We start from the raw sequence: 24,952 nt of genomic DNA, 5'->3' as shown, positions 1-24,952 counted from the left end.
GAGGAAAACAAGTGACCGATATCAGACTTTACATGCTTCAGTCGGGTACGCTGAAATGCAAGGTACACAACATCAAGATGAACCAGGGGAACGGTGCGGACTATGAGATCCCCGTTCCGTTTTTCCTGATTACCCATCCGGCCGGGCACACCGTGATCGACGGCGGCAACGCGATTGAAGTTGCAACAGATCCGCGTGGCCATTGGGGCGGCATCTGCGATGTCTATTGGCCAGTGCTGGACAAGGACCAGGGCTGCGTTGACCAGATCAAGGCGCTTGGTTTCGATCCGGCCGATGTCAAATATGTTGTGCAGTCGCACCTGCATCTCGATCATACCGGCGCCATCGGTCGCTTCCCCAACGCAACCCACATCGTGCAGCGCTCTGAATATGAGTATGCCTTTACGCCCGACTGGTTTGCTGGCGGCGGCTATATCCGCAAGGACTTCGACAAGCCGGGCCTGAAGTGGCAGTTCCTCAACGGTACGCAGGACGATTATTACGACGTTTACGGCGACGGCACGCTCACCACGATCTTCACGCCCGGTCATGCACCCGGCCACCAGTCCTTCCTGGTGCGCCTGCCAAACAGCAAACCGCTTCTCCTGACGATCGATGCTGCCTACACACTGGACCACTGGGAAGAGAAGGCTTTGCCTGGCTTCCTTGCCTCGACCGTTGACACGGTCCGTTCTGTTCAGAAGCTCCGCACCTATGCCGAAAAGCATGATGCAACAGTCGTCACCGGCCATGACCCTGACGCCTGGGCAAACTTCAAGAAGGCTCCCGAATTTTACGCGTAAATAGAACGCGCAAGTCAACGGCCAGATACGGCGAGGTTGTGTGCAGCCTCGCCGATTTTTATCATATGAGCCAAGGGCACCGAGCCGAGCGGGACCGTGTATTTCGGCGCATCGGCCTTTTCCGGATATACGCCTTCATTCAGGTCGCTCGCGTTGTCGCTTCAAGTGCCTGAAAGCTATCCTCTAGCTGCGCGAGTGTGCTCATACGACGTTTTTCGCCCCGGCGTTACGTTGAGCCATCGGGGTTCGGGCTGACAATTTGCCAATACCGGATGGCTTAGAGTAAACTTGTCTCTTTGATCCAAACTGTCTGCAAATGGAGCAGATTATGGCGCTGACTTAGCGTTCCCCACGTGTCGGGCCAGCCATGCTCCCCAAAACAGGCTTGCAAAAAACCGAAGCGGTTCGTTGAAACCAACGCCCTCCAGCAACGAAATGACCTCGTCTTCCGATCGGGGTGGCTCCGCACCCTGCAGAATCTTGCCCATTTTGGCCTGGACCTCTTCAGGCCCGGCGCCGTTCATACGCCAGCGTGCTGCCCAGGCTGCCATGAGCAGGGGCTGAGACGCATACGACCGATAATTCCCCGCCACAATCAGGGGCGCGTCAGGATACAGCCGCATTGCAATCTGCGCCAGAACATCCTGCTTTGCGGCGTTCCCTGGCAAATGGTGCAGCACGCCGATCATGATTGCAGCGTCAAACGATGGAGCTCTATCCAGATCGGAGACGGTTCCGAGGACGGTCTCCACCCGGTCAGACACTTCGGCCCTGACCAGATGATCGCGTGCAAGGTTGAGCATCGGTGCTGAAGGATCGACGGCGACAAAGGACCATTGCGGTTCCAGCCGAGCGGCGGCGATGATTTCGCCCGCCGTACCGCCGGCCCCGACAACCAGGACCCGTGCCGCCATTCCTTCGCCCAGAGCTGCCGACAGCATGCAGGCGGAAAGCTCGTGGCAGGCGTCATATCCGGCCAGCGCTATCCTACTTTGTCGTGCGTATTCCCCTGCGCGGGAGGCGTCAAATTTGGCTGCAGAATCCTGTGTCATGCTGTCTCTTGTCTGTTTAGACGTGCTGGCGTGCTTTGTTCGGGGAGGATACAAGATTTGCGATCAGGAAAGGGAGGAAATACATGACTGAAAGTTCAGATTCCGGGCGAAAACATGATCGGTTGACGGCTTTCCTGAAAGCCTTTCATCTTGGCGCATCACGTTGCGATTGTGCTGAAGCCGCTAACCTCCTGATCATCAATGTCCATGGCGCAGGTGAACCGACCCATCTGCTTTATCGCGCCAGATCCACGGCGTCGCTGCCGGATGGCGCAGCTATATGCGCCGGCGCCACAGTGGATTTTGGCGGTAGTGCCAATCCGTTGGTCGGTGCACTGCCAGACGAATTGTGCCTTTCACTGGCCAACGAACCGGAATTGCGCGGTTTGTGTCAACTGATGGTGGCCGAGGTCGAGATCGCCCGCTGCGGTGGCGGTACTATCGAGGCGCGTCTATGCGAGATCATCGTCGTGCTTGCGATCCGCAAGGCAATAGCGATCGGCACGGTCGATGCGGGATTACTGGCGGGTCTGGCGCACCCCGGACTGCATCCCAGCCTTGTGGCCATACATGACAATCCGGCGCGAAATTGGCGGATTGCGGACCTTGCCGCCATAGCGGATATGTCGCGCGGACAATTCATTTCCACCTTCACGCAAACCGTTGCCCAGTCGCCTATCGCCTACCTCAATGGCTGGCGCCTGGCGCTCGGACGAGCAGAACTGCGCGCCGGACGAAGTGTCAAATCGGTCGCCGCCGGGGTCGGCTTCGGCAGCGCCGCCGCATTTTCCCGCGCCTATTCCCGCAAGTTCGGCTTACCGCCGGTCCAGAGTAAACCCCGACCATGAGGCAGAGGATCTTAATTCCCTACAGGGCTTCGGCCCTTTCGGCCAATGCTGAGGCCGCTGTCCAGGGCACGACCGCCGATGCTCATGTCGAGTGGCACGATCTGGCAGAGAGTTTCCCTGAGGAAGGTTCGATTTGGCGACCGTCATGTCTCTCACACCAGGTCCTGGGGAGGCTGCGAGCGCGGCATAAGGACGGAGCGCAAGGCAGGCTTTTGGATTAGTTGCTCGCGGCAGCTTTTGGGCGTTGGCGTTCTGGCGCCAAACGGCCAATGGGATCGGGTCTGGCAAGCGGGCAAAGCGGCTTCAATCGGTCGTTCGGCCCGCATTAAGTTCACGGAAGCTTCCGTTCGCTAAACCAGCCGGTTCTCACAGACGCATCGGTTCACCTTTGAATGAGAGCTAACCAATGGCGTCGACGAGGCGACCCACCGGCTCCTCTTCAGGCGCGCGATCGACCTGCGCGAGAACGCGGAAATGGCAACGCTCCTCTGTTGCATGCGTCGTTACCTTTACAGCTAAGGCCCCCCGCGATGATTGCTTCCGGGAAGTCAGCCCGCATAGTGAACGGTGATAATGGGGTCGGCTCCGCCCAGTCGGCAAAGCGCCTTCGTATCGGTCACAGAGGCTATCATGGGACGCGCCTGAAAGCAGGCAACGCTTCGCAGCGGCGTAACACGTCACCTGTGCGCCAATAGCCGTCATTGCGGCTATCGCAGGGCTACATATACTGCGACAGCCGCCATCCTAGAACTTATGCGACGGCACTGGCACGACCTGCGCTCATCATCTTGATGAGCCTTTCAAGACGGGCTACTACGTCACGGGTTTCCAGGAGTTGTTGCCTCTCTTCGACACTGGCCGTTAACAGCGGAGCCACTGTATCGGCCAATAGCCCTGGATCGCCAATGGAGGGCAGGCTTAAGCGCACTTTGGATCCTGATGGAAGCGCAGAAAAGTTGACTTCGGCATAGGTTTGGTACGCATCGAGAACCGCAGTCGAAAGTTTGGTAGCCTTTTGCGACTGGTTGCCCTGCTCGTTGATCGGCTCGACCTCAGCCGCTAGGAACTCTCCATCGATAAGGCGTGCAATGCCTACCCTTTGAATTCCGCAGACGGTTACTTTCAGAGATCTGTCTACCTGTGTTTGGCGATCGACGACGCTTGCTAGGACGCCTGTCTGATAGATTGCGTCAAGAGTGTTTGGCCGATCGTCCATACCTCGTTTCTGGGCGACAACGACCACGTGGCGGTCACCGGCAATAGCTTGTTCAACGGCCTGGCGGGTTTTGTCGCGAGCCACGAAAATCCGCGAGATCATGTGCGGAAATAGGACCATGTCCCGCAATGGGATCAGGGGAATAGGCTCTCCGAGCGGACCAGGCGTGGTAGGCTGAACCGATGCCGTGGGCAATTCGGCCGCCTGGATTCTTGCGGCCAAGACGTTCCAGTCTCGATAGCCAAGGATTCGAGCGATGAGTTCCTGGCTCTCGCTATTGGTCAGGATTAGGGACTTGGCATGAAGCGCTTCACGTAAGGTTTTCGCCATAGCTTTGGCATCGCGGAAATCGCGCATAAGATGATCCTTTGCATAAACGAACGGAGAGTGTCAGGGGCTTGCGTTGCTGACCCGTTCGTCCGGGCAAAGGGAGCCATAAGTGGCTCGATACATTCACCGTACCCCAACGGGGCGCAAGCAGCAGGCTGTATCTACCGAGCTCCAATTGTGCACATAGAGTCTTTTGCCTGTCAATCTCAGGCTTAGGCCCGCCTCGGGCCGACTGCCGTCTTCCGGTTCGCGCCATTTGCAGTCATCGACATTCAAATGGAATCCAGTACGCTCAAGCTACGGGAGGTGCGGATGCTGATTATTCTCGGTGGACTGCCGGGTTCGGGAAAGAGTACGATTGCCCAGGCACTGGCTCGGCGAATAGGCGCGTGTTACCTGCGGGCCGATACCATAGAACAAGCCATCACCTCTTCAGCGCAAGCAGACGGACATGATGTCGGTCCAGCAGGATACATTGCCCTTTATCGGCTGGCGGCAGACAATTTGCGGCTGGGTCAGACCGTCATCGCCGATTCCGTCAACCCGATCGAAATCACCCGCGCTGCCTTCAGGAATGTCGCGTTCGAAACGGACTGTAAGTTCATTGAGGTTGAAGTTTTCTGCTCCGACATCACGACACACCGTCATCGGGCCGAGACACGATCACCTGGCATAGAAGGCCGGGCCAATCCAACCTGGGTCCAGATACAGGAGCGAAAGTACGAGCCGTGGTCCCCTGATCTACGTCTCGACACGTTCCTCCTTTCTGTCGATGAAAGCGTGGCGCAAGTCGTGAAATTGCTCTGAATAATCCTCATGACGCCCATGCGCCATGTGTGGACATGCTTAGCCATCGGCACAGGACGCTTTTCATTTTTTCACGATCGGCGATCGATCCATAAGCAGTATCCCCGCTCGAGCCTCCGGAGGTATGCAACACGGAGAGACAGGTGAAATGCCGTTAGAAGGCTGGTAAGACGAAACGGCTGGAACACCCCGGAGGCAAGACTAATGACTAGAGAAGAAATGCTGAGCTATTCTCAAGCGGTTTGTGATGGCCTTCGCGAGGACGAAGACGGGGTGAGACGTGAGGTTCTCACCCACGCAGGAAATAGGTGGTCGCTCGGCGTCATACATACCCTCGGCGTTTATGGCAGACTTCGACACGCAGATATCGGTAGGCGGATGCACGGCGTCACGCAGCGAATGCTAACTCGCACCCTACGCCAACTCGAAAGAGATGGCCTCGTCACGCGCCACGATCTTGTCGAGATGCCGCCTCGGGTGGAATACGAACTGACAGAACTTGGAATGGGTCTTCTCATTCGTATGGTTCCGTTGTGGACATGGGTCGTGGAGAATTCCGGGCAGTTTCGAAAGTCACGAGAGGACTTTGACTCCCGGCCGCCAGAAAAGCCGTCCTGGCAGACGTTCTAACAGGCGAGAAACGTTGCCCCTCCGGGATGTCATCACGACGTCAACGGACAGTGATTGGAAGCTGCGGGCTAACTGGAGGAGCGCGGGCATACCGTGCTCCTCTGTTTCGCTTTCTTATGCCGGTTCGTACCCTGAAGGCCGCGTCACTTTCTGCTTAGGTTCGCGTTGATCCAATCGGACACATCCGTCACCTTGATGCCTTCGCGCACGTTAAACGTGCCCGCCTTGTCCCATGCCATGCCTCGCCCGATACCAAAGGCTGCACGGTACTTGCGCATCATGTTTTGGGGGTCGTTTGCCAGTTCTTCCATAAGGGCCGGAACAGTCCATTCGGACCGGCTAAAGGGTTGGTTCAAACCCGTCTCAAGCTTGTCCGCAAGCTCGCCATAGGTGACGGTGTCGCCCGCCAGGAAGACGATCTCGTTGCTGATGGTGGGTTCGTAGAAGACGATTTCAGCGGTAAGCACGCCGATGTCGTCGGGCGTCGTCAACGTGACGGCAGTATCGAAGCTTCCGAGCGCGTTGACCGTACTCTTCTCCAGATCAACGACGCCGAATTCCGGTTCGAAGAGATAGCTCATGAACATGCCGGTGGAGATGATGACCCATTCGGTCTTGCTTTGAGAGCGCAGGAGTTCACGCACATCGAGTTGAGCGTCGAAGATATCCTGAGGACCACCTCGACCAATCGCCTCGAAATCGACACCGAACTGCCAAGGGAAATATCGGGGAATACCGGACTGCAGCGCCGCCCTGGCGAGCTTAATTGGAGTATTGATCCCTGCCGCATAGCCCGTGCAGCCGATCACGGTGTCGTACTGCGAGAAGACGGATGCCAACTCGTCAATCGAACTTTTCACCAAATCGCCTAGGACGATCTCGATACCCAAGTCACGAATTTCAGTGATGTCGCGCTGCTTAGCCGGTACATCGGACTCCATGGCACTGGTGCGCAGCAAAACGCTGATCTTCGCGTCCTCGATGTCCTTGGCGCGACGGGCCAGGTTGCGTAGTACCGGCATGCCGAGTTCCCCGGCACCAAGCACGAGAATGTTCCGTGACTTCACGTTGGAAACTGCATTGTTCATTGATTTCAATCCTTCGAAAATCCTGTGTCGCCGCTATTTGGCAAGGCTGGACCACGAAAGAAAGAAGGTACACGGATGATACTGCGGCAAAATCAAAGGACGCCGTTCCCGTCGGATTAGTCTTCCGAAACAGTCGTTCGTCCGCTTTGGGGCCAATGTCGACATCAACAAGCAGTGCTTTGCGCCAATTGCCTATACTCTGCAAAGCCTTCATGAAAACCGGCTTTCGACCCTTATCGCCACCAATTGCGGTCTTTGAGCGTCTGGTGAGAACTCGACGTTTAGTTCAACTCGTGCAGGCGACAGGCTTAGCGGCCTGCCTTGCCGTATCAATCCGCCGGAAAGCCGCCATCATTGAGTGCTCACTCCTTGGCTGGAGAGGGACGCCATGCTCATACGACGATTCGCACTGCTGCTTGTTTTGGGTATTCTCATCGCAAGCAATGCCTACGCACAGACGTGGGAGGACATCAATCCGATAGCCGCGGGCTGGTCCGCAGAGCGGCTTGAGGCTGCGCGTCTTGAAGCGAAATCACTCCGGCCGACGGCGCTGATGGTTATCCAGGACGGGCGGGTGATCGCCCGCTGGGGCGACGCGTCCCGCAAGGTGAATATGGCATCCGTCCGCAAGAGCCTGCTGAGCGCACTTTACGGTAGTGCAATCGCCGAAGGGCGTATCGACCTTTCAGTCAGTCTTGCCGAACTCGGCATCGACGACAACGCACCCAGCCTTACAGTCGACGAGAAAGCCGCAACGGTTCGTGATCTGCTGATGTCACGGTCGGGTATCTATCATCCCGCCGCCCATGAAACCGCCGACATCAAGCGCAAACGTCCGGCACGCGGAAGTCATCCACCCGGATCGTTCTGGTTCTATAACAACTGGGACTTCAACGCTTTGGGGACGATCTACCGGCAGAAGACAGGAGAGGACATCTTTGCAAGCTTCGAGAAGAGGATTGCTCGCCCGATCGGGATGGAGGATTTCTCGTTGAAGGACGGCAGATACGCCTCGGAAAAGCTATCCAAGCATCCCGCCTATCCTATTCGGCTCAGTGCCCGAGACGCCGCCCGTTTTGGTCAGCTTTTTCTGAATGAAGGGAAGTGGGGAACCAAGCAGATCATCCCGGCGTCCTGGATTAGGGAATCGACGACTGCGTATTCCTGGGCGAAGCGGATACGGCAGGGCTATGGCTACATGTGGTGGACGCTTCCCGAGGATACTTGGGGTCCGCATGCATTCTACGCTTCTGGCTACGGTGGGCAGATTATCGCAGTCGTGCCCTCGAAGCGGCTGGTGGTGGTACAGACCGTGGATTTAAACCAGAATCCGACCGGTGTTCGCGCCAGCGCATTCATCGAACTGCTCAAAAAAATCGCTCTCGCTTCACCGTGAAGAGCGTGGTGCCGCACAGACCTGGACAAGTCCGGCTCAATTGGTTTTGAGCAGCCTGACGATACCTCCGGCCCAACGCAGGCTGACCATTCCCTCCCCGTTTCGGGCATCTCCAAATAGGCCGTTAATGGCAGCTTTGGGCCGAGTAGCGACGAGATATGCTACTATTGGTCGGCCTGATGGAGGCGACGCGGCGGGAGGAGTGGCGGAGGATTCGGGATGGATACCGTCGCACTGCGTAATCGTTCTCCATGGAACAAGGGAATTCTGGTCGGACAGAAGCGACCACTGCAGCCAAAGAACGTTTGGTCGATCCGCGTCAGGCTCGAAATGAGTAGGGCGACCCGAGAGCTGGCGCTGTTCAACCTTGCCATCGACAGCAAGCTCCGCGCTTGCGACCTGGTCAAGCTGAGGGTTGAGGACCTATGGTCGGGTAATTCGATCCGGGACCGAGCGACCATCATCCCGAAGAAGACGAAGCGACCCGTGCAGTTTGAGGTGACGGAGCAGACGAAGACCGCGCTCGTGGCATGGCTTCCCTTCGTTCGAAGGAACGGCGGCAGCTATCTATTTCCAAGCCGTCGGAAGACGTCGCATCATTTGTCCACGAGGCAATACGCTCGGATTGTCCACCGTTGGGTCTCGTCTATCGGACTTGATGCCAGCGCCTACGGCACCCACTCCATGAGGCGAACCAAGGCAGCGCAGATTTACAAGAAGACAGGTAACCTCCGGGCCGTCCAGATTCTGCTCGGTCATACGAAGCTGGAAAGCACCGTTCGCTATCTCGGCGTCGAGGTGGATGATGCCCTCAGAATTGCCGAGCAGATCGAGCTATAGGTTCTTGACCATCGGCAATAGCCGGTGGTCTCTCTCGCGCCATCAGCGGACTTTGCGAGCACCGCGAAACGATCTATTAAAGTTGGATAATGCGCTTATCTGATATCATCATCGCGACCCTCGCCATCGCACTTTCTGCAACATGGGCAGACGACGCTCAATCGTCTCGCCAAAGCTTCGTCGTACCGACAGGTAGCGGTGGAGTTCTGGTCGAAAGCTTCGGAGATTGCGCAAGGGCGGTTTGCCCCGCTGCTGTGATCTTGAGCGGCAGCAAGGGCTTCGGCGCACCCGTTTACAACGACATCGGGCAGACGTTCCAGGCGGCGGGTTTAAGCGCCTATCTCGTTCATGTCCTTTCGCAGGCGGACCTTGACGCTATCGCTGCCGCGGACAGCGCGAAAGCACGCCTCGCGTATTACGCAAAGCGGTTGCCGGACTGGACTTCCAGCGTTCATCGGGTGATTTCCCATCTTGACGGACAACCGCGCCACGGCGGCAGGGTTGGCGTCCTCGGAATCTCCCTTGGCGCGCAGATCGCTTCAGCGGCGTCCGTTGGGCGAACCGATGTCGACGCTCTGGTGCTGGTCGATGGTGGGTTCCCAAATGGCTATTCCCACACTGCACACTCATTTCCGCCCTTGCATTTGATTTGGGGCAGTGCCGACCGGACCTTTCCTTTGTCTATTGGGCGGGAGTTGCAACGGAAGGCGCAACGCCTTGGCAGGCCTGCTAGCCTTGATGTTTATGAGGGAGGCGCACACGACTTCTTCCTGAGATCAAGAACCTGGAACGCTGATACAGCTCACCAGAGCGCCGCCAATTTTCTGTCGTCGACTTTGTTGCAACGATGACCTCTTAGGGCCGAAAGGCCACCACCGCAACTTGCGTCAAGCGGTCATTCGTGGAAGCATCCATGAAGGTCGGCTCCCGACCCCTTTGCTGCCAGTCAAAGTGCTTGACGGTTCGCCTAGAACTTTCCGTTTGGTTCAACTCACAGAGGCGGCAGGTTCGGAGCCGACTTCGCCCGTTAGTGTTCACCTTTTCACGCACGGGGTCCGACATGGTTGCCAGCCGTATCGACGCGCCGGAAAGCCGCCACTATTGGATGCTCACACTGTAGTTTCAGAGGGAGACGCTATGTTCATTCGACGAGCCGCATTGCTGCTTGTCCTCGGTATTTTCGTTGCAGGCGCGGCCTGCGCCCAGACGTGGGAGGACACCGATCCGACTGCCGCTGGCTGGTCGGCGGAGCGGCTCGATGCGGCTCGCCTGCAATCGAAGACACTCAGACCTACGGCGCTCATGATCGTCCAGGACGGGCGGGTGGTCGCCCGGTGAGGCGACATCTCGCGCAAAGTGAATATGGCATCCGTTCGCAAGACCCTGCTCAGCGCTCTTTACGGTAGTGCAGTTGCCGAGGGTCGGGTCAAGCTTTCGACTCGCCTTTCCGATCTCGGTATTGACGACAATTCTCCCAGCCTTACGGCCGAGGAAAAAGCCGCGACAGTGCGTGATCTGCTCATGTCACGGTCGGGTATCTATCATCCTGCGGCCCACGAAACCGCCGACATCAAGCGCAAGCGTCCTAAAAGAGGGAGTCACCCGCCCGGATCGTTCTGGTTCTATAACAACTGGGACTTTAACGTTCTGGGGACGATCTACCGACAACAGACCGGCGAGGACATCTTTATGAGCTTCGGGAACCGCATCGCTGGACCGATCGGTATGGAGGATTTCTCGGTCAAGGACGGCCGATACGATCTCGAAAAGCTATCCGAGCATCCCGCCTATCCGATTCGACTCAGCGCCCGCGATGCCGCCCGTTTTGGCCAGCTTTTCCTGAATGATGGGAGGTGGGGCACCAAACAGATCATCCCGGCGTCGTGGGTCCGGGAATCGACGACTGCCTATTCGTGGGCGAAGCGGATACGGCAGGGCTATGGCTATATGTGGTGGACGTTTCCAGAGGATACTTGGGGTCCGAATGCATTCTACGCTTCCGGCTACGGTGGGCAGATTATCGCCGTCGTGCCATCAAAGCGGCTGGTGGTCGTGCAGACCGTAGATTTAAACCAGAATCCGAAGGGGGTTCGCACCAGCGCATTCATCGGCCTGCTAAAAGAGATCGCTCTCGCTTCACCGTGAAGATGTGATGCTACACACCTTAAACAAGTGTGGCTCAGCTGATTCTGAGCGGCTTTGTGCCGCCTCCGGCTCAAAGCAACAATCCGTTTCTCACCCCATTTCAGACAAACCTAACCCGGTCCTGCAATGACCGCTTTCGACTGCGGTCTTCCGCTTCGCGCCATCAGCGGTCATTGATGTGTCATATGCCTGCATTAATTGCGGCCTGGAAACCGGGAGACGAAAGGATGGCACACGTTATTTTTCTTCATGGCGCGTCGAGCAGCGGCAAGTCAACCATTGCGAGGGCATTGCAGAAACGCATCGAGAAACCATTCTGGCACGTATCGATCGATCATCTGCGCGACGCTGGCGTGCTTCCGACCGAACGCTTCAAGAGTGGTGATTTTCGCTGGACTGACGCTCGCATGGCCTTTTTCCACGGGTTCCATGGATCGCTGCGGGCATATGCCGATGCGGGTAACCATCTGATCCTTGAACACATTCTCGATACCGAGGGATGGCTGGAAGAACTCGTTGATCTTTTGGCGGAGCACGATGTCTTCTTCGCCGCCGTACATTGTCCGCTCGAAATTCTGGTCAAGCGTGAAGCCGCGAGAGGTAACAGACCGTTGGGTAGCGCCAAGAAGGATTTTGAGACGATTCATTTCGGCAAGCGGTATGACATTGAACTACAGTCCGAGGACGGCGCTGATGCAAATGTCGAGAGGCTGCTCGTCGCTTGGAGAAAAAGCGATCGCTCGTCAAATTTCGCGAGGCCCGAAGTCCCCTTAGGCCGGCTGCCGTTGTGACGTAGATGCGCCAACACCGGACATTGCGGCTGCCGCAAAACTCCCTATTCTGCGACGTTGCAAAAGTTAGGAAAACAAGTGCGGCTTTAATTGGGAGATTTGCGACAAACGCGATCGCCCAAGTACCATGTACTTCCTGCAAAGACGTCGTAGGTCTCCCAGGCCCTACGTCACATATGAAAGGAGAGCCAAATCAAAACCGATTGGAGTCTGATCGGGTAAATGATCGGCGCGGCGTTTGATGCTTATGAACGGATGGAGGTGGCCGGCTAGGCGAGTCTTCTGGAGAGGGGAATGCGTGGCGAAAGGCGATGCAGAACCTGCGGCCAAGATGCGGTAAGGCCCGCGTCGCTAGGCTATCGACTTGGCGTCATCGACCACGGCTTATATTCCCGTCCTTAGCGGGTCCGGGAACAATATCGTGTGGGGTTATGTGCTATGGCGGATCGGAGAACTCGGCTATGAACGCTGGGTTGGGCGTGAATAACCTCCGCTAACGAAACAATCGAAGGGTTGGTCTGGCGAAGCGCCGTCGATCTTTAATGCGGCCGGAATCGCAAATATTATCTGGACGTTCGTTGTCTTCGGCCCAAGTCTTTTAAAATTTCAAGATGGAACCGGGCCTGTCCGGATCGCTTGCACAAGGTGTTTGAAAATGCGCTTCATAATTCATGGTGTGGGTGCCATCGGCGGCACGATTGCGGTCTCGCTTGCTTCGGCAAGTCAGAAGGTCATCGGGATCGCGCGCGGCGAGCAGCTAAAGGCGATCAAAGCGAAGGGGCTGACATTGCGGACTCCCAGGGGAACCGAGACCTGTCACTTCGAATGCGTGGAATCGCCGAGCGCGATCGCGCTTCTTCCTGACGATGTGGTGCTGGTCTGTACGAAGACCCAACACATGGGTGCAGTGATCGAGCAACTCGCGGCGGCTGGCCTTCAGGACCAGTCGATCTTCTGCTTCCAGAACGGTGTCGAGAACGAACGCACCGCTTTGCGGCGTTTTGCCAATGTACATGGCGTGAGCGTCATACTGCCGGCGGACTATGTCACGCCCGGCGAGATCCTCGCCTTCGGATCACCTCACTCCGGCTATTTCTATCTTGGCCGGTATCCGCAAGGTTTCGACAGTGTCGATGAAGCCGTCGCGCAGGCGCTCACGGCGTCAGGCCTGCCAGCCTTTGTGGTTCCGGACGTGATGAAGAACAAATATGGAAAGCTGCTCTTAAACCTTCACAACATCGTCGAGGCCGCATGCGCCGACCAAGGCGATATCGCGCCAATCGTCGACCTTCTCCGCGAAGAGGCAGAGGTGGTTTTCGCCGCTTCGGGCGTGCAATGGCAGAGCGTCGGTGAAACCGATCCCAACCGTGGAAGGCTTATGAAGATGGCATCGATCGCAGGTTTCAGCCGTGCGGGGAGCTCCTCCATGCAAAGCCTTGCCCGCTCCACGGGATCTATCGAGACCGATTATCTCAACGGTGAAGTCGTTCTACTGGGGCGGCTGCATGGTGTCCCCACACCTGCCAATACCTGGTTCTGCGAACTCGCTGCCCGCATGGTACGAGAAAAACTGCGGCCCGGAACGATTCCGCTGGACGAGGTCAAGCGGGCGCTGTCTCTCGCTTAGAGTATCGGGTTTGATCAACATCTGTGTGCAGCCGGTGGTCGCAGGCTCCCAATAACAGAAGGTGCAAGAGCGGCTTCATTATGTGATCGAACGGACCTGTTCCGCCGGCTGCTCCTAACGCAAGATGCGTCGCAAATATCCTAACATATCAACCAAATCCTCCAGCCCTGAAAAGTAAAGGGAATTTTCGTCGCGAAACTCGCTCTCAAAAGTCGAAGTTTCGCGACAGACATTTGCGACAGATTTAAGCTGCGAGTGACATGCCCTCGGCCTTACGCTCCACGAGCGCCCAAATGTGGCGAACGGATCGAAGATCGAGGCCACGCGGCGGCCTATCACGTCAGTCTGGATTTCGTCTCGGATCACAGCTCCGGCTGAAAGGGCGCGCTGCATTACACCTTCAATGTTGCCAACCTTGAGCTGGAAAATCGTGCTGACCGCCCCTGGTTCTTTCGGAAAGAAAGGGCCACCGTAGGATGGAGACTTTTCGCGATTGGGATTAGAGCCGGCGACCCACACAGGCAGGTTCCCGAACCGCATTTCGACAGCGGCCAGAGCGCCATCGATGTCATTAGTGTTCTCTTCCTGCGCACCAAAGGCGGCGGCATAGAAATTAGCGGCCTCTCTCTCCCGCCCATGTTCAACAAACAAAGAAAGTTCGACGATGATATCTGCGGACATCTTGGCTCCCCGCGCAATCTGAATCACCTCTCCACCATACCGCAAACTTTGCCGAACCACTGGCATCGGACGAGAGGCCGCCAAATTCAGGATTCACAACCATTTCGCCGGGGGCAGATGATCAGTTTGGGCCGTCGGCAGTCCTTCCCTTCGCGCCAGAAGCGGTCACGGATGCCTAAGCAATCGGACCTCGCCGCGATCAGGTTCGCTGCGACAGATTTCAAACCCAAACCCCATGTGCATCCTTCAAAGTTTAGGCTAGTCTCATCAGTACCGAGGGGTGCCCTGTCAAAGGGCTGAGATACTGTTGGGCGAACGCAGCGCAGTGACCCTTTGAACCTGATCCGGATCATGCCGGCGAAGGGACGGGTCAGACGCCTCTCTCTTTTGCCGGCCTCGTAAAAGGGGCCGCAATGACATTACATAGCCAACTTGCACGACTGAGCGCACAACGTCCGCCTAAGCTTGTTACGTTGACCCTTCTATGCGCCCTTTCGGTGCTACCATTGAACATCTTCCTGCCGTCGATGGCGCACATCGCAAGAGATTTCCAAACCGATTATGCTCTCGTGAGCCTGTCTCTGGCGGGCTACGCAGCTGTCGCCGTGATTCTGGAACTGATCATGGGGCCGATGTCCGATCGGTTCGGGCGTCGGCCGATCGTCCTCCTCAGCCTCGTATTCTTCACGGTCGGATCCATCGGTTGTGCTATTGCATCCAATATCTGGGCTTTTCTTGCCTTCCGTTCGCTTCAGGCGGCGATCACCTCCTGCTATCCGACTTCGATGGCGATTATCAGGGACACCGCTGGCAAGGAGCAGACAGCAAGCCGCATCGGCTATGCCGCGATGATCTGGGCGCTGGCACCGATGATTGGCCCGGCGCTTGGCGGTTTGGCGGATGAGGCCTTGGGCTGGCGGGCTATTTTCTGGGGCCTCGCCTTCGCGGGTACCGTAATGTTGACCTTGTGTTGGTTCCAACTCGGTGAGACGAACAGAACCCGCTCTGGCTCCATAGCGCAGCAGTTTCGCGCGTACCCAGAGCTCTTTCGCGCATTGCGCTTTTGGGCCTATGCACTGTGCATGGGGTTTTCCGTCGGCACGGTCTACGCATTTCTCGCCGGGGCTCCTTTTGTCGCTACGATATTCAACGTCTCGTCGGCTGCGCTTGGTCTCTTCATCGGCAGCATTACAGCTGGCTTTGTTTTTGGCAGCTTCTTCTCTGGACGTTATGCCGGCCGATATCGACTCACGACCATGATGATCATTGGGCGGATCATTGCTTGCGGCGCTCCGGTGATTTGCCTGACCCTGCTTTTCAATGACGTAAGGAATGTGATCGCGTTGCTGGGCCCTTGCATTTTGGTTGGCGTTGGCAATGGCTTGACCATGCCAAGTGCCAACGCCGGTGCTCTCTCCGTACGACCTAACCTTGCTGGCAGTGCAGCCGGACTGGCCGGCGCGATTACGCTTGCAGGTGGAGCCACCCTGTCCTCAATCACGGGCGCCGTGCTGACGGAAGGCAACGCGCCCTTCGCGCTGTTCTCCATCATGCTTCTGTCTACCGCCCTCGCGCTGTTGGCTTCGGTCCTCGCTGCGCTCGCCGAGAAGCGCAGCTCGATCGTAACGACATGACTGCAACCAATCTTGCCAGGAGTGATGAATGGTGGATCAGACGCCTATTTTAGCAGCCAGCGGCGTAATTCTAGATGGGCAGAAGCGCATCCTTTTGGTTCAGCGGGCCAACCCGCCAGATAAGGGATGCTGGACCCTGCCCGGCGGGCGCGTCGATCCGGGGGAAACATTGGAGCTGGCCGTGATCCGTGAAGTCTTCGAGGAAACAGGACTGGTGATCAGGATCGTCAATGAGCTGGGAAAACTGCATGTCCCGGACGGCAAAGGGGGCATCTATGAAATTCACGACTTCCTGGCCGAAAAAATCTCTGGCGAAGCGTCCGCCGGGGACGATGCCGCAGCCATTGGCTGGTTCAGGAATGACGAGCTTTCCAAGCTTCCGCTGACGCCAGACTTGTTGCACTATTTGAATCTGTACGGCGTCTATCCATAGTCACCCGAAGCCACACTTTTGCGGCGGCCAGTGAACGGTTTGGGCCGGCGTCGTCATGGCGCAGAAGCGCCCAAAGGAGACATTGCAGTTGCTGCAAAACTCCCTATTCTGCGACGTCGCAAAAGTCAGGAAAACAAGTGTCGCTTTAGTTGGAGTTTTCGCGACCTACCGGAGGTAAGTTATATGGAACATTTACCAGAGATAGGGTTCGCGTTCGGTGCCTTCGCGCTTGGAATGTTCAGCCCCGGTCCGAATATTCTCTCTGTCGTCGGCACGTCTATGGCTGTAAGCCGCAAAGCGGGCATTGCACTGGCACTCGGTATTTCGGCAGGATCGTTCCTCTGGGCCTCTATGACCGCGATCGGGCTGACGGCATTGATTGCAGCCTATGCTTCAGTGCTGACGGTCATCAAGATCGTCGGCGGTCTCTATCTGCTCTGGCTGGCCTTCAAATCCTTTCGCTCGGCTGCTTCGACAAGACCGATTATGGACCCTGCCGGATTGGCGGCAGGCAGCCTGCGCACATACTTTCTGCGTGGCCTGACAGTCCAGATGACCAACCCGAAGGCGGCGTTGACGTGGATCGCAATCATGTCGCTCGGTCTCGCGCATTCCGCGCCAGCCTCAACCGCGCTCGTCATCGTATTCGGAACCACGATCCTCTCGGTTGTCGGTCATATTGCCTATGCCGTCGCCTTCTCTACCAAGCGCATCGTTACGGCCTATGATTGCGCTCGCAGGTGGATCGACGCGGGATTAGGGATGTTCTTCACCTTCGCAGGCATCAAGTTGCTTACAAGCCGAACCTGAACTGTTTCCCAAAAAACCTGAGTTCGGCGGCCAATTTTTGCGACTGCGAATGACCGGTTTGGGCCGACTGCGGTCTTCCGACAGGAGACGCTCTGCTGCAAGAACGGTTGCCGTCGGCTTTTCCGTCATCCCCGTTGCTCGGTTTCCTGCAATTTTTCGCTGAGTGTGTGTTGAACCTTACATCCTGCGCTCGGTACTCTTAAGTGAGCTGGAGAGCCCGGAAACGCGATTGGCCTCACGCTGCCGCAAGACATGCCGGGATTCGGCCAGTATCTCGCGATACCTTTGAATCTTGGTTGCTTTCATCCTGAATAAGTCGTCGACCGATACCGTTGTCTGCTGCACCGGAAAAGCCACTTCGTTTTCCAGAAGGTCAAGCAAAAGGTTTCGCATCACTGCGTTTTCTTCTCGAAGTTTGGTGAGCTCAAAGGCCTTCCCACTCGACTCAAATTTCCGTGCGATAGCTTTGTCGATATCGTGTTCGACAAGCAGAATCTTGGCGGCATAGTACCGGCAAGCAAAGAATGCTGTGACGAGCGCGCATAACGCGATGACAATGTAGATCATTTCGACCTCCAGGTTATCCTGAAAGTCGATATTCGGAAGCCGGATTTCAATACGCGATTCACTCGGCAAACCAAAATGGCTCCTCTTTGATGAGGAACCGGGGCCGTAAACGTATCAAGTTCATCGTGATTGAAACGGTGGCTGTCAGACGCTTCGATCTTAAATATTTTGGCGTCTTGTTACCTTAACAGGTACTTCGCCTTCCTCACGGGGTATGCGAGAGGCTCACCATTTTCCAAGATGAAACCCATACGGTACATGCATCTGCGCATCTCGGGAGAGCCATAGGTGCCTCCATAAATACCGACGGGGTGGTATGATGGGTAAGATTCAAAACTGCATCTGTCGAGCGCTGACCGATAGGCGATCTCACGTACGTAGTTACCCGTCACCGGAATGGTACCGTAAAGATGCAATTGAGTACGTGCTTCCGCGACTGCTGCCGTGAAGGTAACGCCCAGAATCACGCTTAGAGCCAGCTTGACTTTCATGACACGCCTCCAAATGAACAATTATTACGAGCAACGGAGATTTCGACCCGTTTGTTCCCTCGCTCAGACGCGTTGGCGCAATTGTGCTCTCGTCGCCCCCACGGTTGGAGTACATGCCACTTTCTTTTCCTCTTTGGACCAACTCGGGAGTGACTTCAGCTTTGCGCCTTCGTACCGGCTATTCAGATCAGTCCCGCCATCTCCTGAAATAAGACGTAAGCAAAAAGTCGTGGCGTCGTTCCTGTCAGGAACAGTCTAGCAAAATTTGGCAACACTACATTGTTGCCGATTCTCTACATTCCCAACGAGCGCCAAGCAAAAACCCCGCCGGGGATGGCGGGGCCGATCACGCCGTTTAGATGCAGGATTTAAGCGATAGCGAGTGCTTTCTCGATATCCTGCACAGAATGGCCAGTCAGATCTTTATCCAGTTCTCCAATAAGAACGTCCGACAACGACTTATGGTAGCCCTTGCGCATCTCACCCAGTGTGCGCGGTGCCGCGATAATCACCAGACTTTTGATCTTGCCCTCAAGCACCTGCTTGTTCAGCATATCCGTAACACCTGCACCAAACCCGTCTTCGTCTTGCTGACTATCGTCGGGACTAGCCGAGCTACTGGAATGTCGGGCGCCGGAAGAGATCTTCGAGCTGTCGATCGCCGGATCGGGCAACGCTGTCAGATTGACAGTCGCCGCATCTCCGTCGTTCCGAAAAAGGCTAAGCTTTTCGCCATCGGCAACGGCAACGACCGTGTTCTGCGGAAGGTTCATGTTGATCTCCTTGGTGAGCAGCTCGAGCCCAGATGACCGACCCTGCTTGTTTCTGTCAGAAAATAACCCCGCTACAGACCATCCGTTCCGCAGTCGGCCCGACAAAAATCCAGCATTGGCGTATCGCCTTGATCAGTCATCCCAGCCAAATGCTTGATGGCCTGCCTCGCGCCATCGCTGTGGCAGAGAGTCAGTCGAGGCTGCTGTACCAAGTGCAGACCCCTGGAACGAACTCGGCAGTATGCATCGGCAGCGAAAATCTTCCGCGACAATGCTGGTGAGCGGTACGGCATAGACATGCCGTCCCTTTAATCTAAAACGGCGTCCACATTAATACTGTATAAAACATACTTGGTAAAATTAGGCATTTCCGGTCGCCGCGGCACCACCAAGCGCGGCAAAAACCTGCGGGGAAAACTCAAACTGTCGAGCCGTTCCTCGTCCCATCGAGTTTCTTCCCAGCGTTTCCGTAAGGATGCCCCGTCGGACCAAGAGTTCAATGGTTTCGATCACCCCACCACGCGTCATTCCGGTAATATCAATTACATTTGAGAGTGTTAATTTCTGATGCGCCTGGTGCATCAGATAGAGAATATTCATCATGCCGATCTGCTTGATGCGCGACTGCGCCGATTCACCATCGATCGGCTTCTCCAGGATTTCACGCACCGCAAATACGGACAAGGCCTGACTCTGCCATCTTTCACTTAAATTGCTTGCCATCGTTTTAACTATCTATTATTTGCATAGTCAAATAATTGAGACGAGTCGCCGTTCAGTTGAGGCGGACATTTAGGAAGACGGAGGGTAGGGGGCATGAAGGGCCTTTTCTTTCGAATGATCATAGCAGCGTCAGGGTTCGTTACACTCTATACCATTTCGGAGCGAAGCGCTCGTGCCGACGAATGGGGGTGCCAGGTTATCCTGTGCTTATCCAATCCCGGCGGTCCGACCCAGTATGGCGAATGCAGGCCGCCCGTCGAGAAGCTTTGGAGGTGGTTGGCAAAAGGGCGTTCGTTTCCAACTTGCGCGGGCGTGGGTTTTCAGACCTCTCGCCCTCTTTACGAACCATATTACTGCAACGCCGGCTACCGCTTATCTGCTGGCTACGGTCCCAGGGGACGTGACGCGACGTGCATTTCCACGTCACTGCAAGCCGTGAGCGACAGCTTTTGCCGGCGAGATCGAGACGGTGGCGATCCGAACAAAGGCTCTGTCACGTCACCGAGGTGGCAAAGGGTAGACGGGCGATACCAATGCCTGGCCAATACCGTGGCGCGACCCCTGGTCCGCGAGAAACCTCGATACGTCGATGTGACGATTGAGGGCGTCGGCACGCAGAGGGTGTGGTTCTGACATGCCCGTTGTCTTCTCAGATCTTGCGCAGACCTGCGCACCCTTCGTTGCATCGGATGCTCTTGCGGGTGTGGTCAGCCCGGAAAGCCGGTTCGCTCCGTTCACAATCAGGATCAACAGCCGTGCACCGCTCGGGCGGCAACCTGCGACCAAGGCCGATGCAATCGAAGTCGCCGCATCCTCGGAGACAACATGCCATGACATACACATTGGTCCCGACGGGGTCGGGCCGGAAGAACTGCGGAGATTGAACCTCTCGATACCAGCCGCTGTCGCTCGCTGCCTTAACCTGAAGGCTCCAGCGACGCCATTCGATGGCTATTGCTGCCTCTCGGTGAAGGTGGGTGCTGACAGTCCCAGGGCCGAGCAGGTGCTGCAATCCTGCTATGGACGTGACGATCCGTCGGTCGGGGGCGTGGTCAACTATGGCGATCAGGTTCGCCGCGAAATCGAACGGCTCGGACCGACAGTGGCTCGATTTACAATCGGCGACACGGGAAAAGGGTTGCAGACAAACGTGTCGGCGAATTCTTCCCAAGCAGATGTCGTTGCCGAAGTGGTGGCGGAAAATACTCCGGGGGAAGCACACGCGATCTCGGCGGCGCCCGCGTGGGACGTCTTCAAGACCCGAAGCCGTTCATCCGTCCTGGTGTTTCAAGACAATCAATTGGAATTGGAGCAGAGTGAATGATAATCAGTTCCCGGATCAGACCCGTCGTCGCTTCGTCCGTCATGGCTGTCGCCATTATAGTGACGATGGTTGAGCCCGCCTTCGCGCAAGCCGCCGGCATCGAAACCGTCCTGCAGAACATCGTCGACATGTTGACGGGAAACATTGCCAAGCTTCTCGCCGTGATTGCGGTCATCGTCATCTGCATCGCCTGGATGTTTGGTTACATGGACCTGAGGCGAGCGGGCTTCTGGATCATCGGAATTGGCGGCATCTTTGGCGCCACCGAACTCGTCAACACCATCGTCGGAGCCTGAGGATGGTGGGCGGACAAACGGTTCTCGAAGAAGACACACTCTTCATCGCGTGTACGCGTCCCGCGATGATTGCCGGTGTCACGATGGAGGCGATGGGCTTCAACATCATGGTCACGACGATCCTCTACATCGTCGCCGGATCTATCGCCTACGCGTTCATCGGCATCGTTTTCCATCTCATCTTCAAAGCGCTCGTCAAGCACGATCACAACATGTTCCGCATCCTGCTCGCCTGGGTCGAGACACGCGGCCGCTCGCGCAACGGTGCCTATTGGGGCGGGGCAACACTTTCCCCTCTGAGACTGACACGCCGCTTCGACGAAAGGGATATTGGAATTGCCTGACATCGCCACCCTTAGATCACGCGAACTCACGCCAGAGGCTTTTATCCCTTACGTGCGGCACATCGACGAGACGACAATCGCGCTCGAGTCCCGGACACTCATGGTCATGGTCGCGCTCGCAGGCGTATCTTTCGAAACTGCTGATCTGCTCGACATCAACGCGCTCCATCGCGACCTCAACACGCTCTATCGAAATATAGCCGATGAGCGGCTCGCGATCTGGACCCATCTCATTCGGCGCAGGGATGGCGACTATCCGGGCGGATCGTTCGCAACGCCATTCTCCGCCTCGCTCAACGAGAAATACCGGGAACGCATGGCGCGCGAACACCTTTTTCGCAACGATCTCTATCTGACCGTTCTTTGGTCGCCAGCGCGTGGCCCTGCGGACAAGGCGGGGAAGCTGCTGTCGTACCTTCGACGGTCAAAACGACTCGATATGGAGCTGGATGAAGAGGCTCTGAAACAGCTTAAGGACAAAGTCGTCAACGTAGTGGCGGGCTTGAGGCGCTTTGAGCCACGGGTCCTTTCTCTTTACGAACAGGAAGGCATGCTCTTCTCTGAACCGAGCGAGGTGCTGCACCAGCTCGTCGGCGGGAGGCGCGAGCGTGTGCCGCTTACCGAAGGTCGCGTCGCCTCGGCAATTTACTCTGATCGCGTAATCATAGGTCGGGAAACGATCGAGATCCGGCATGAGGCAGAAAGCCGCTTTGCCGGCATGCTGAGCTTCAAGGAATATCCAGCCCGCACCAGGACAGGCATGCTGGACGGAGTTCTAAACAGTCCGTTTGAGCTCATTCTCTCACAGTCATTCTGCTTTGTGTCGAAGGCGGACGCTCGCGTCATCATGGGGCGTAAGCAAAACCAGTTGGTGAGCAGCGGCGACAAGGCGGCTTCGCAAATCGATGAACTTGACGATGCGATGGACGACCTGGAGTCCAACCGCTTCGTGATCGGCGAGCATCACCTGACACTCTCCGTCTTTGCGACCACGTTAAAGGAATTAACCGACAATCTGGCAAAGGTTCGCGCCAGCCTGACCAATGGCGGGGCTGTCGTTGCGCGCGAGGATCTTGGTCTCGAAGCGGCATGGTGGGCGCAACTTCCGGGCAATTTTCGTTACCGCGCGCGCTCGGGCGCGATCAGCTCGAAGAATTTCGCAGCATTGTCACCGTTCCATTCCTATCCGATCGGACAGAAGGACGGCAATGAGTGGGGACCCGCCGTCGCCCTGCTCAAGACCGCTTCAGGCTCGCCCTACTACTTCAATCTCCATTATGGCGATCTGGGCAACACCTTCATGTGCGGTCCGTCGGGAGCGGGCAAAACCGTGATTGTCAATTTCATGCTGTCACAGCTCGAGAAACACGACCCGCACGTGGTGTTCTTCGACAAGGATCGCGGCGCGGACCTTTATGTTCGCGCCGCCGGAGGCACCTACCTGCCGCTGAAGAACGGGGTCCCCACCGGCTGCGCTCCCCTGAAGGCCCTCAACCTGACGCCGGAGAACAAGGTGTTCCTGGCGCGCTGGATCGGCAAGCTTGTAGGTTCAGGGGCGCGGGAACTGACTGTCACCGAACTTCGCGACATCTCCGGCGCGATCGACGGCCTTGCCGACCTGCCCGCTGAGCGACGGACAATAGGGGCGCTGCGGGCTTTCCTCAACAATACGGATCCGGAAGGTATCGCGGCGAGGCTCCGCCGGTGGGAGGAGGGAGGGCCGCTCGGCTGGGTCTTCGACAATGTCAACGAAGATATCGGATTTGGCGATTTCGGCGGATCAGGGAAGTTCATCGGCTACGACATGACCGACTTCCTCGACAACGAGGAAATTCGCACACCGCTGATGGCCTATCTCTTCCATCGCGTCGAGCAGGTGATCGATGGCCGCCGGATCATCATCGTCATCGACGAATTCTGGAAGGCGCTACAGGACGAGGGGTTCCGCGATCTTGCGCAAAACAAGCTGAAGACCATCCGCAAACAAAATGGGTTGATGCTGTTTGCCACGCAAAGCCCACGCGACGCGCTGAACTCGCCAATCGCGCACACGATCATCGAGCAATGCCCGACACAGATCTTCCTGCCCAACTCGCGCGGCAACCATGCCGACTATGTCGATGGATTCAAGCTCACCGAGCGCGAATACGAATTGATAGCGCGCGAGCTTTCCGTTGAAAGCCGGAGGTTCGTGTTGAAGCAAGGACACAACAGCGTCGTTGCCGAGCTCGATCTCAACGGCTTCGATGACGAGCTCGCCATCCTCTCCGGCCGGACCGCCAATGTCGAACTTCTCGACGCGATCCGCGCGGAGGTTGGAGACGACGTCGAGAACTGGCTTCCCATTTTCCAACAGCGAAGGAGTGCTAGCTGATGACTTCCTATCGACTTCATGGCGTACTGCTCAGCGCGGTGCTCATGCTTGCCGCTGAAGGCGCGTCAGGGCAGGGGATTCCTGTCAACGATCAGGCTGCGATTGCCAAGCAGATCGAGAGCATCGCGCAGCTCAAGTCGCAACTCGACGCGCTCAATGAGCAGATCGGCCAGGCTCGGCAGCTTTATGGCTCGCTCAACAAGCTGACCGATATGGCGGATGTCGCCGAGGTTCTCAACGATCCGGCGATCCGCAAGGCGCTTCCCTCCGACTTCGCTGCCATCGAGGGATTGCTCAAAGGCAACGGCACCGGCGTGTTCGGTGATTCCGCCTCAAGGTTTCTGGAAGGTAACTCGACCTACCGCACTGACGCCGATGATTTCTACGCTCAGGAATTGTCCCGGCTTCAGAACAAGAATGCCGGGCAAATGAGCCTCGGTGAGCAAATCTACGATGCCGCGACCAAGCGCATCGTCGGGATTGATCAGCTGCGGGGAAAGATTTCCACGGCTGGCGACGCCAAAGAGATTGCCGACCTGCAGGCTCGGCTGCAGGCCGAACAGGCATTTCTTCAGACCGACGTCCTGCGGATGGAGGGGCTGAAGATGGTGCAGCAGGCGCAGAACCAGGTTGACGAACAGCGCAAGGCGGAGGACTGGCGCCAACGGATGGACAATATGAAGGCGGCGCTGCAGTGAAGTGCACCCTCATCGTCCTTTCCCTGGTGCTCTTGTCGGCTTGTTCGCAAGAGGCGGAGCGAACTCATACGGTGGACGAGTTCGTCGCCGACACCGAATTGCTGTCCCGTACGATTACCGAGTGCCGCAACAACCCGGGTGCATTGCGCCAGACGCCCAATTGCCAGAACGCGGAAGCGGCCGACGGTAAGCTCCGTTTCCAGAACATGCGCAGGGCACTGGGAGGCTGAC

At 56.8% G+C, this 24,952-nt stretch carries 29 protein-coding genes and 1 riboswitch; of the genes, 21 read left to right on the top strand and 8 right to left on the bottom strand.

The window, feature by feature from the left end:
• Window positions 1-11: 11 nt before the first annotated feature.
• A complete protein-coding gene (gene attM, locus MRBLRC7O_RS24535; RefSeq protein ID WP_003517310.1) occupies window positions 12-803 on the top strand; it encodes an AttM family quorum-quenching N-acyl homoserine lactonase in 792 nt (263 codons plus the stop codon).
• 326 nt (window positions 804-1,129) lie between these two features.
• Here the strand turns inward: attM and MRBLRC7O_RS24530 are convergent, their stop codons facing one another.
• On the bottom strand, window positions 1,130-1,855 hold the full coding sequence (locus MRBLRC7O_RS24530) for a class I SAM-dependent methyltransferase (RefSeq protein ID WP_112540319.1): 726 nt from the start codon (window positions 1,853-1,855) through the stop codon (window positions 1,130-1,132).
• Between the two features lie 122 nt (window positions 1,856-1,977).
• Between MRBLRC7O_RS24530 and MRBLRC7O_RS24525 the strand changes: the two genes are divergently transcribed.
• Window positions 1,978-2,703 carry an AraC family transcriptional regulator gene (locus MRBLRC7O_RS24525; RefSeq protein ID WP_223568305.1) on the top strand — a complete coding sequence of 242 codons (726 nt, stop codon included), beginning with the start codon at window positions 1,978-1,980 and terminating at the stop codon, window positions 2,701-2,703.
• Between the two features lie 751 nt (window positions 2,704-3,454).
• Here the strand turns inward: MRBLRC7O_RS24525 and MRBLRC7O_RS24520 are convergent.
• Window positions 3,455-4,276, bottom strand: coding sequence for an LON peptidase substrate-binding domain-containing protein (locus tag MRBLRC7O_RS24520; protein ID WP_080865269.1), 822 nt, complete (start codon window positions 4,274-4,276; stop codon window positions 3,455-3,457).
• A 285-nt stretch (window positions 4,277-4,561) separates the two neighbouring features.
• Here MRBLRC7O_RS24520 and MRBLRC7O_RS24515 point away from each other — a divergent pair, with 285 nt between their 5' ends.
• Window positions 4,562-5,056 (top strand): P-loop nucleotide/nucleoside kinase family protein, encoded by a 495-nt coding sequence (locus MRBLRC7O_RS24515; RefSeq protein ID WP_111780336.1) that lies wholly within the window; start codon window positions 4,562-4,564, stop codon window positions 5,054-5,056.
• A gap of 204 nt (window positions 5,057-5,260) precedes the next feature.
• On the top strand, window positions 5,261-5,686 hold the full coding sequence (locus tag MRBLRC7O_RS24510) for a winged helix-turn-helix transcriptional regulator (protein ID WP_020811848.1): 426 nt from the start codon (window positions 5,261-5,263) through the stop codon (window positions 5,684-5,686).
• 143 nt (window positions 5,687-5,829) lie between these two features.
• Here MRBLRC7O_RS24510 and MRBLRC7O_RS24505 read toward each other — a convergent pair whose 3' ends face one another.
• Window positions 5,830-6,774: an aromatic alcohol reductase gene (locus MRBLRC7O_RS24505; protein ID WP_111797296.1), complete on the bottom strand. Its 945-nt coding sequence runs from the start codon at window positions 6,772-6,774 to the stop codon at window positions 5,830-5,832.
• 388 nt (window positions 6,775-7,162) lie between these two features.
• Between MRBLRC7O_RS24505 and MRBLRC7O_RS24500 the strand changes: the two genes are divergently transcribed.
• The 7 genes from MRBLRC7O_RS24500 (at window position 7,163) to MRBLRC7O_RS24470 (ending at window position 13,573) form a co-directional block, all read left to right on the top strand.
• A complete protein-coding gene (locus MRBLRC7O_RS24500; RefSeq protein WP_080865266.1) occupies window positions 7,163-8,170 on the top strand; it encodes a serine hydrolase domain-containing protein in 1,008 nt (335 codons plus the stop codon).
• Between the two features lie 219 nt (window positions 8,171-8,389).
• The gene (locus tag MRBLRC7O_RS24495; protein WP_111797297.1) at window positions 8,390-9,010 is read left to right on the top strand and encodes a tyrosine-type recombinase/integrase; all 621 of its coding nucleotides are present in this window, start codon (window positions 8,390-8,392) and stop codon (window positions 9,008-9,010) included.
• Between the two features lie 89 nt (window positions 9,011-9,099).
• Window positions 9,100-9,861, top strand: coding sequence for a dienelactone hydrolase family protein (locus MRBLRC7O_RS24490; protein WP_020808201.1), 762 nt, complete (start codon window positions 9,100-9,102; stop codon window positions 9,859-9,861).
• Between the two features lie 286 nt (window positions 9,862-10,147).
• Complete coding sequence (locus MRBLRC7O_RS24485) at window positions 10,148-10,348, top strand: hypothetical protein (protein ID WP_236772951.1); 201 nt, start codon at window positions 10,148-10,150, stop codon at window positions 10,346-10,348.
• A 24-nt stretch (window positions 10,349-10,372) separates the two neighbouring features.
• A complete protein-coding gene (locus MRBLRC7O_RS24480; protein ID WP_236772952.1) occupies window positions 10,373-11,155 on the top strand; it encodes a serine hydrolase domain-containing protein in 783 nt (260 codons plus the stop codon).
• A gap of 227 nt (window positions 11,156-11,382) precedes the next feature.
• Entirely contained in the window at window positions 11,383-11,946 is a 564-nt protein-coding gene (locus MRBLRC7O_RS24475; RefSeq protein WP_111797046.1) for a chloramphenicol phosphotransferase CPT family protein, read from the top strand.
• A gap of 655 nt (window positions 11,947-12,601) precedes the next feature.
• Entirely contained in the window at window positions 12,602-13,573 is a 972-nt protein-coding gene (locus MRBLRC7O_RS24470; protein ID WP_111791488.1) for a ketopantoate reductase family protein, read from the top strand.
• A gap of 114 nt (window positions 13,574-13,687) precedes the next feature.
• Here the strand turns inward: MRBLRC7O_RS24470 and MRBLRC7O_RS24465 are convergent, their stop codons facing one another.
• On the bottom strand, window positions 13,688-14,254 hold the full coding sequence (locus tag MRBLRC7O_RS24465; RefSeq protein WP_236772953.1) for a VOC family protein: 567 nt from the start codon (window positions 14,252-14,254) through the stop codon (window positions 13,688-13,690).
• A gap of 266 nt (window positions 14,255-14,520) precedes the next feature.
• A riboswitch (TPP riboswitch) is annotated at window positions 14,521-14,637 on the top strand.
• A gap of 30 nt (window positions 14,638-14,667) precedes the next feature.
• Between MRBLRC7O_RS24465 and MRBLRC7O_RS24460 the strand changes: the two genes are divergently transcribed.
• The 3 genes from MRBLRC7O_RS24460 (at window position 14,668) to MRBLRC7O_RS24450 (ending at window position 17,131) form a co-directional block, all read left to right on the top strand.
• Window positions 14,668-15,888, top strand: a complete 1,221-nt coding sequence (locus tag MRBLRC7O_RS24460; protein WP_111797045.1) for a multidrug effflux MFS transporter — start codon at window positions 14,668-14,670, stop codon at window positions 15,886-15,888.
• Between the two features lie 28 nt (window positions 15,889-15,916).
• The gene (locus MRBLRC7O_RS24455) at window positions 15,917-16,321 is read left to right on the top strand and encodes an NUDIX hydrolase (protein WP_111797044.1); all 405 of its coding nucleotides are present in this window, start codon (window positions 15,917-15,919) and stop codon (window positions 16,319-16,321) included.
• A gap of 183 nt (window positions 16,322-16,504) precedes the next feature.
• On the top strand, window positions 16,505-17,131 hold the full coding sequence (locus tag MRBLRC7O_RS24450; protein WP_111797043.1) for a LysE family translocator: 627 nt from the start codon (window positions 16,505-16,507) through the stop codon (window positions 17,129-17,131).
• Between the two features lie 177 nt (window positions 17,132-17,308).
• Here MRBLRC7O_RS24450 and MRBLRC7O_RS24445 read toward each other — a convergent pair whose 3' ends face one another.
• The 4 genes from MRBLRC7O_RS24445 to MRBLRC7O_RS24430 form a co-directional block, all read right to left on the bottom strand.
• Window positions 17,309-17,698, bottom strand: coding sequence for a hypothetical protein (locus MRBLRC7O_RS24445; RefSeq protein WP_236772955.1), 390 nt, complete (start codon window positions 17,696-17,698; stop codon window positions 17,309-17,311).
• A 179-nt stretch (window positions 17,699-17,877) separates the two neighbouring features.
• Entirely contained in the window at window positions 17,878-18,189 is a 312-nt protein-coding gene (locus MRBLRC7O_RS24440) for a hypothetical protein (protein ID WP_162691077.1), read from the bottom strand.
• 368 nt (window positions 18,190-18,557) lie between these two features.
• Window positions 18,558-18,962, bottom strand: a complete 405-nt coding sequence (locus tag MRBLRC7O_RS24435; RefSeq protein WP_111785336.1) for a host attachment family protein — start codon at window positions 18,960-18,962, stop codon at window positions 18,558-18,560.
• 360 nt (window positions 18,963-19,322) lie between these two features.
• Window positions 19,323-19,685 (bottom strand): transcriptional regulator, encoded by a 363-nt coding sequence (locus MRBLRC7O_RS24430; protein WP_013637404.1) that lies wholly within the window; start codon window positions 19,683-19,685, stop codon window positions 19,323-19,325.
• Window positions 19,686-19,778: 93 nt separating this feature from the next.
• On the opposite strand from MRBLRC7O_RS24430, the gene MRBLRC7O_RS24425 reads away from it, so the two are divergent.
• The 7 genes from MRBLRC7O_RS24425 to MRBLRC7O_RS24395 are packed head-to-tail and all read left to right on the top strand — an operon-like array spanning window position 19,779 to window position 24,951.
• Window positions 19,779-20,318 carry a hypothetical protein gene (locus MRBLRC7O_RS24425; RefSeq protein ID WP_080865265.1) on the top strand — a complete coding sequence of 180 codons (540 nt, stop codon included), beginning with the start codon at window positions 19,779-19,781 and terminating at the stop codon, window positions 20,316-20,318.
• 1 nt (window position 20,319) lies between these two features.
• A complete protein-coding gene (locus MRBLRC7O_RS24420) occupies window positions 20,320-21,009 on the top strand; it encodes a lysozyme family protein (RefSeq protein WP_111797042.1) in 690 nt (229 codons plus the stop codon).
• Complete coding sequence (locus tag MRBLRC7O_RS24415) at window positions 21,006-21,305, top strand: TrbC/VirB2 family protein (protein ID WP_019565723.1); 300 nt, start codon at window positions 21,006-21,008, stop codon at window positions 21,303-21,305. Before MRBLRC7O_RS24420 ends, MRBLRC7O_RS24415 begins: the two co-directional genes overlap by 4 nt.
• A gap of 2 nt (window positions 21,306-21,307) precedes the next feature.
• Window positions 21,308-21,649 (top strand): VirB3 family type IV secretion system protein, encoded by a 342-nt coding sequence (locus MRBLRC7O_RS24410; RefSeq protein ID WP_087747435.1) that lies wholly within the window; start codon window positions 21,308-21,310, stop codon window positions 21,647-21,649.
• Window positions 21,642-24,023 (top strand): VirB4 family type IV secretion/conjugal transfer ATPase, encoded by a 2,382-nt coding sequence (locus tag MRBLRC7O_RS24405; protein WP_080865446.1) that lies wholly within the window; start codon window positions 21,642-21,644, stop codon window positions 24,021-24,023. Before MRBLRC7O_RS24410 ends, MRBLRC7O_RS24405 begins: the two co-directional genes overlap by 8 nt.
• Window positions 24,023-24,721 carry a P-type DNA transfer protein VirB5 gene (gene virB5, locus MRBLRC7O_RS24400; protein ID WP_020811839.1) on the top strand — a complete coding sequence of 233 codons (699 nt, stop codon included), beginning with the start codon at window positions 24,023-24,025 and terminating at the stop codon, window positions 24,719-24,721. The genes MRBLRC7O_RS24405 and virB5 overlap by 1 nt, the downstream gene beginning before the upstream one ends.
• Complete coding sequence (locus tag MRBLRC7O_RS24395; protein ID WP_020811838.1) at window positions 24,718-24,951, top strand: EexN family lipoprotein; 234 nt, start codon at window positions 24,718-24,720, stop codon at window positions 24,949-24,951. The genes virB5 and MRBLRC7O_RS24395 overlap by 4 nt, the downstream gene beginning before the upstream one ends.
• The last annotated feature ends 1 nt before the right edge of the window (window position 24,952 follow it).

It is taken from the genome of Agrobacterium radiobacter (assembly GCF_040801995.1).
GTDB classification, from domain to species: domain Bacteria; phylum Pseudomonadota; class Alphaproteobacteria; order Rhizobiales; family Rhizobiaceae; genus Agrobacterium; species Agrobacterium radiobacter.
This window is presented reverse-complemented; position numbering and strand designations above follow the sequence as displayed.

What these genes read in the sequence shown, in the direction of transcription:
- MRBLRC7O_RS24530 (WP_112540319.1), bottom strand. Translation starts at nt 1,855, where the DNA reads ATGACACAGGATTCTGCAGCCAAATTTGACGCCTCCCGCGCAGGGGAA.
- MRBLRC7O_RS24520 (WP_080865269.1), bottom strand. Translation starts at nt 4,276, where the DNA reads ATGCGCGATTTCCGCGATGCCAAAGCTATGGCGAAAACCTTACGTGAA.
- MRBLRC7O_RS24515 (WP_111780336.1), top strand. Translation starts at nt 4,562, where the DNA reads ATGCTGATTATTCTCGGTGGACTGCCGGGTTCGGGAAAGAGTACGATT.
- MRBLRC7O_RS24510 (WP_020811848.1), top strand. Translation starts at nt 5,261, where the DNA reads ATGACTAGAGAAGAAATGCTGAGCTATTCTCAAGCGGTTTGTGATGGC.
- MRBLRC7O_RS24505 (WP_111797296.1), bottom strand. Translation starts at nt 6,774, where the DNA reads ATGAACAATGCAGTTTCCAACGTGAAGTCACGGAACATTCTCGTGCTT.
- MRBLRC7O_RS24500 (WP_080865266.1), top strand. Translation starts at nt 7,163, where the DNA reads ATGCTCATACGACGATTCGCACTGCTGCTTGTTTTGGGTATTCTCATC.
- MRBLRC7O_RS24495 (WP_111797297.1), top strand. Translation starts at nt 8,390, where the DNA reads ATGGATACCGTCGCACTGCGTAATCGTTCTCCATGGAACAAGGGAATT.
- MRBLRC7O_RS24490 (WP_020808201.1), top strand. Translation starts at nt 9,100, where the DNA reads ATGCGCTTATCTGATATCATCATCGCGACCCTCGCCATCGCACTTTCT.
- MRBLRC7O_RS24485 (WP_236772951.1), top strand. Translation starts at nt 10,148, where the DNA reads ATGTTCATTCGACGAGCCGCATTGCTGCTTGTCCTCGGTATTTTCGTT.
- MRBLRC7O_RS24480 (WP_236772952.1), top strand. Translation starts at nt 10,373, where the DNA reads ATGGCATCCGTTCGCAAGACCCTGCTCAGCGCTCTTTACGGTAGTGCA.
- MRBLRC7O_RS24475 (WP_111797046.1), top strand. Translation starts at nt 11,383, where the DNA reads ATGGCACACGTTATTTTTCTTCATGGCGCGTCGAGCAGCGGCAAGTCA.
- MRBLRC7O_RS24470 (WP_111791488.1), top strand. Translation starts at nt 12,602, where the DNA reads ATGCGCTTCATAATTCATGGTGTGGGTGCCATCGGCGGCACGATTGCG.
- MRBLRC7O_RS24465 (WP_236772953.1), bottom strand. Translation starts at nt 14,254, where the DNA reads ATGTCCGCAGATATCATCGTCGAACTTTCTTTGTTTGTTGAACATGGG.
- MRBLRC7O_RS24460 (WP_111797045.1), top strand. Translation starts at nt 14,668, where the DNA reads ATGACATTACATAGCCAACTTGCACGACTGAGCGCACAACGTCCGCCT.
- MRBLRC7O_RS24455 (WP_111797044.1), top strand. Translation starts at nt 15,917, where the DNA reads ATGGTGGATCAGACGCCTATTTTAGCAGCCAGCGGCGTAATTCTAGAT.
- MRBLRC7O_RS24450 (WP_111797043.1), top strand. Translation starts at nt 16,505, where the DNA reads ATGGAACATTTACCAGAGATAGGGTTCGCGTTCGGTGCCTTCGCGCTT.
- MRBLRC7O_RS24445 (WP_236772955.1), bottom strand. Translation starts at nt 17,698, where the DNA reads ATGATCTACATTGTCATCGCGTTATGCGCGCTCGTCACAGCATTCTTT.
- MRBLRC7O_RS24440 (WP_162691077.1), bottom strand. Translation starts at nt 18,189, where the DNA reads ATGAAAGTCAAGCTGGCTCTAAGCGTGATTCTGGGCGTTACCTTCACG.
- MRBLRC7O_RS24435 (WP_111785336.1), bottom strand. Translation starts at nt 18,962, where the DNA reads ATGAACCTTCCGCAGAACACGGTCGTTGCCGTTGCCGATGGCGAAAAG.
- MRBLRC7O_RS24430 (WP_013637404.1), bottom strand. Translation starts at nt 19,685, where the DNA reads ATGGCAAGCAATTTAAGTGAAAGATGGCAGAGTCAGGCCTTGTCCGTA.
- MRBLRC7O_RS24425 (WP_080865265.1), top strand. Translation starts at nt 19,779, where the DNA reads ATGAAGGGCCTTTTCTTTCGAATGATCATAGCAGCGTCAGGGTTCGTT.
- MRBLRC7O_RS24420 (WP_111797042.1), top strand. Translation starts at nt 20,320, where the DNA reads ATGCCCGTTGTCTTCTCAGATCTTGCGCAGACCTGCGCACCCTTCGTT.
- MRBLRC7O_RS24415 (WP_019565723.1), top strand. Translation starts at nt 21,006, where the DNA reads ATGATAATCAGTTCCCGGATCAGACCCGTCGTCGCTTCGTCCGTCATG.
- MRBLRC7O_RS24410 (WP_087747435.1), top strand. Translation starts at nt 21,308, where the DNA reads ATGGTGGGCGGACAAACGGTTCTCGAAGAAGACACACTCTTCATCGCG.
- virB5 (WP_020811839.1), top strand. Translation starts at nt 24,023, where the DNA reads ATGACTTCCTATCGACTTCATGGCGTACTGCTCAGCGCGGTGCTCATG.